Origin of the sequence: Pseudomonas sp. (assembly GCF_037994325.1) — a bacterium.
GTDB lineage: Bacteria > Pseudomonadota > Gammaproteobacteria > Pseudomonadales > Pseudomonadaceae > Aquipseudomonas.
Genome location: NZ_JBBNAH010000491.1, coordinates 1 through 4,342 on the forward strand (window position 1 = coordinate 1; position 4,342 = coordinate 4,342).

Annotated in this window: 5 protein-coding genes; 3 read left to right on the forward strand and 2 right to left on the reverse strand. The window is 58.0% G+C overall.

What is annotated here, in order from left to right:
* The 3 genes from AAAB16_RS16720 to AAAB16_RS16730 all read left to right on the forward strand — a co-directional run.
* A partial coding sequence (locus AAAB16_RS16720; RefSeq protein WP_340664334.1) for an ABC transporter ATP-binding protein occupies positions 1-1,107 on the forward strand: 1,107 nt, incomplete at its 5' end.
* A gap of 209 nt (positions 1,108-1,316) precedes the next feature.
* On the forward strand, positions 1,317-1,592 hold the full coding sequence (locus tag AAAB16_RS16725) for a DUF2790 domain-containing protein (protein WP_340664335.1): 276 nt from the start codon (positions 1,317-1,319) through the stop codon (positions 1,590-1,592).
* A 257-nt stretch (positions 1,593-1,849) separates the two neighbouring features.
* A complete protein-coding gene (locus tag AAAB16_RS16730) occupies positions 1,850-2,116 on the forward strand; it encodes a DUF2790 domain-containing protein (RefSeq protein WP_110614995.1) in 267 nt (88 codons plus the stop codon).
* Positions 2,117-2,166: 50 nt separating this feature from the next.
* Here AAAB16_RS16730 and AAAB16_RS16735 read toward each other — a convergent pair whose 3' ends face one another.
* On the reverse strand, positions 2,167-3,291 hold the full coding sequence (locus AAAB16_RS16735) for a GNAT family N-acetyltransferase (RefSeq protein ID WP_340664336.1): 1,125 nt from the start codon (positions 3,289-3,291) through the stop codon (positions 2,167-2,169).
* Positions 3,292-3,553: 262 nt separating this feature from the next.
* Positions 3,554-4,342 (reverse strand): porin (locus AAAB16_RS16740; RefSeq protein WP_340664337.1); only part of this gene is annotated, 789 nt, incomplete at its 5' end.

Consider the following 4,342-nt stretch of genomic DNA (forward strand, 5'->3'; position numbering starts at 1 on the left):
TTCGAGCAAAACTACGCCCGCGAAGCACTCAAGGAACAGAACGAAACCACGCAAATGGCCGGCCGTGTGGTCACCTTGATGGATGTGGTGATCACCAGCATGAACGGCGCGCTGATCGTCGGCACCACTGGCCTGGCATTGTGGTTATGGAGCCAAAGCTTGATTACCGTCGGTGCCATTGCCCTGGCCACTGGCTTGGTGATTCGCCTGATCAATATGTCCGGCTGGATCATGTGGGTGGTCACCGGCATTTTCGAAAATATCGGCACCGTGCAAGACGGCATGCAAACCATCGCCCAGCCTCGCAAAGTGCTCGACATTGCCCAGGCGCCGCGTCTGCAAGTGCCATCTGGCGCGGTGAGCATGCGTAACGTCAGTTTCCACTACGGCAAAGGCAGCGGAATTATTAGCGGCCTGGACCTGGAAATTGCCGCTGGAGAAAAAATCGGCTTGATCGGGCCTTCAGGCGCGGGCAAGTCCACCTTGGTCAATCTGCTACTGCGCCTGTATGACCTTGAGGGCGGAGAAATTCTGATTGATGGGCAGAACATCGCCGAAGTGGCGCAGGAAACCTTGCGCGAACGCATCGGCATGGTCACCCAAGACACCTCGCTACTGCACCGCTCCATCCGCGACAACCTCCTGTACGGCAAGCCCGACGCCACCGATGCCGAACTGTGGGAAGCCGTGCGTAAAGCGCGCGCCAGCGAATACATTCCCGAACTCTCCGACGCCGAGGGCCGCACCGGCTTTGATGCACATGTCGGTGAGCGTGGCGTAAAGCTGTCTGGCGGCCAGCGGCAACGGATCGCCATTGCCCGCGTGTTGCTCAAAGACGCGCCGATTTTGATTCTCGACGAAGCCACCTCGGCACTGGACTCGGAAGTGGAAGCCGCGATTCAGGAAAGCCTCGACAGCCTGATGCAAGGCAAAACCGTGATCGCCATCGCCCACCGCCTCTCCACCATTGCCCGCATGGACCGTTTGGTGGTGCTCGATAAAGGCCGCATCGCCGAGAGCGGCACACATGCCCAACTGCTAGCGCAGCAAGGGCTGTACGCGCGGCTGTGGCATCACCAGACCGGTGGGTTTGTCGGTATCGATTAAGCAGGTAGGGTGTGCTGTGCGCACCATGGCGATATCCGCTTAATCGCTCGGTGCGCACACCGAACGCGGACCGCCCAGCCTACGGATAAATTCGTTAGCCGGCTAACAATATCAATAGCGGTGATCCGTACTACAACCAGCGTTGATTTCTCCTGAGTCGCCGCAGCTGTTCAGATAGCCACACCAACCCGCTATCAGGAATGACCGTCATGAAAACCGCCGCCATCGCCACCCTTGCTCTGGCCGCCGTCGCAACGTCCCTTATTGCCCAAGCTGGCGCGAAAGATCCCGCCAAAGCCGGCGCCGGCATCCCAGCCGTTGAATACCAATACGGCATGCAGCTGGACGTGAAAAAAGTGCTGTCGCTGACCGACGTTTCCAATGTCGCCGGTGTTGTGCCGGTGACCATGGTTTACGAAGACAGCCAAGGCCGCGTGCAAAAGGTGAAATACCTGGAATTGGGCGGCGCGGATGACCGCAGCTAAGGCGCTCGTGATTGCTCGCCAATGCCGATGCACTGGCGAGCAGCAACAGCGCACTTAGTCGGCAACCGCTCTACCACGGGAAAAAAGCTGAACGTTAGCTTGCTTCCTTTTGTAAATAACCATAGTCTCAAAGCGCGACAACTTGTCGCACCCTGAAAGCCACAATCCAAGCCTTTCCCCGCCGCTCACCGTTGAAAAGCCCGGAAGGTTTCAGTTGCCGCTTTCATTCGACCCACCACCGTTGAGGAAAGACCACCATGAAAATAGCGTCACTGGTTACCGCCGTTCTCTCCGGGTTCGCCCCGAGTGTATTTGCTGATGATTTGAACCCGACTCCAGGTTCAGGCTTGCCGGCAGTGGACTACCACTACGGCATGAAGGTGGATGTCGCCAAAGTGCTGCACCGCACCGATAACTCTGGCAAAACCGGGGTTGTGCCGGTCATCGTGGTCTACGAAGACAGCCTGGGTGAAGTGCATAAATTGAAGTATCAGGAATGGGGCGGCCGCGCGCAGAACAGCTAACTGTTCGCCTCGCTAAACCCTGCCAAGAACTGAGCGTTGCCCGTCAACGCTCAGGCTTGTCGAAATGGCAGCAGACTTTTCGCCTCTTCGGCATACGCCAAAATCCCTTCGCGCTCATCTTCCAGAAAATTCGCCACTGCATCGCGCAAGCCTGGGTGACAGAGGTAGTGCCACGACTGGGTAATCACCGGCTCAAAGCCACGAATCAGCTTGTGCTCGCCCTGGGCGCCGGCATCAAACCGCTGCAAGCCCTGGGCTATCGCATAGTCCATGCCCTGGTAAAAACAGGTCTCGAAGTGCAGCCGATCAAACTCCGCCAAACAGCCCCAATAGCGCCCATACAAACTGTCGCCACCCACCAGGCTGAATGCCATGGCCACCGGCCGCGCGCCTTGAACGGCAAACACCACGCGAATCGCCTCGGGCATGCGCTCGGCCAATAGGCTGAAAAAGTTACGCGTGAGGTACGGCGCTTGCCCACGCACGGCGTAGGTATTGGCGTAGCAGGCATAGACAAAGTCCCACTGCGCCTCTGTTAGCTCAGCGCCCTGATGCCATTCAAACGCAATGCCCTGCCCCGCCACTTGCTCGCGTTCTTTACGCATTTGCTTGCGTTTGCGTGAGGCCAATACATCAAGGAAATCAGCGAAATCCCGGTAACCGCGATTGCGCCAATGGAACTGGCAACCCAGGCGTTGCAGCCAGTTTTCCCGGCCATCGAGCAGCGCGTTGGCCAGCTCGTCGGTGAAGTTGATATGCAGGCTGGACAGGCCCTGCGCCGGCAAATCTTCGGTCAACTGGTTAAGCAACGCCGACGCACTATCCGGCAAACCCAACAAACGTGGGCCGGTGACCGGCGAAAACGGCACGGCGCCGAGCAGCTTGGGGTAATAGTCGATACCGGCGCGCCGGCAGGCATCGGCCCAGCCGTGATCGAACACATACTCGCCGTAGGAATGGCTTTTCAAATACGCCGGTAACGCCGCCTGCAACTCGCCCTGCTCATTCACCCACAGCCGATGCGAGGCGCGCCAACCGCTGCGCCCTCCCACGCTGCCGCTGTCTTCCAACGCCGAGAGAAAAGCATGGCGCAAAAACGGCTGCGACTCGGGTAGCAACCCATCCCAGGCTTGAGCGGGAATGGTGGACAGGGAGTCGAGAATAAGCACAGGCATTGGCGTATCCATGGCGGGCTAGACGGCTGGGCCATCATAGCGGGCTGGTCGGTAACGTGCCTGAATTCTCCTAGTCCATACCTGGGTCCCCGCCTTCGCGGGGAAGACGGGTAATCCTAAAAAGAGCTACAACTCGTCATTCCCGCGAAGGCGTGAATCCAGGTGCCTAGCAAGCGAACACCCGACAAATCCTGCCCATAAAAAAGCCCCGCACTGGGCGGGGCTAAAAAGGAGCAGAACCTTTGTTGCGTAAAACGACTACTTAGAACGCGTACTGAGCACGGACGATAAAGCCGTCGCCATCATCATCACCGGTACGCGAGGCAACGGTGGTGCCAGGGTTGTTAGTGACGTTATCAACCGAAGCCTTAACGTAGGTAGCGCTGATTTTCACCGCTTCGTTGGCATACCAGTTGACACCAAGGTTATGAACGTTGGCCTTACGATCGCCCTCGTCCAGCGTTGCACGCTGAGCAGTTGTCAGCGTGTTGTCGTCTTCTACCTTGATGCTGTCGTAGCGGTAGAACAGTTCCCATGCGCCGATTTGGTTATTGGCTGGTTTGATCGCGTCAAACTTGCCCAGCTTGTAACCACGCGCTTCACCGGTCAGGGTGTAGGCAGCTTGTACGTAGTAGCCTTTAGCTTTGATGTCTTCAACGGTCGAAGCATCAGCTTTCAGCTTACGAGTCATGTATTCGCCTTGCAGCGAGAAAGGACCGGTTGCCCAGGCTGCTTCCAGACCCAGAGCGGTGTCGTCGTCAAAGTTGCCTGCGGCAGTGTTGTTCGCGCCAGCGAACACAACACGGTTGCCATTGACGGTGCCAGCATCGTTACCACCGGTGGTTTCTACACCGCGCATGCCCAGACGGCTGCGGAAACGGGTGTCGACGATCGAGTCGGATACATCGCGACGGGCGGCGCTGAAGCCGAAGTGCAGCACGTTGCCAGCGTCGTGCAGCGGAGCAAATACGCCACGCAAGTTGACTTGCTTGTTGCTGTCGCCGTCGGTGTCGTTGTTGTCCTTGGAGAAAGCACCAGCCGACACATAGAT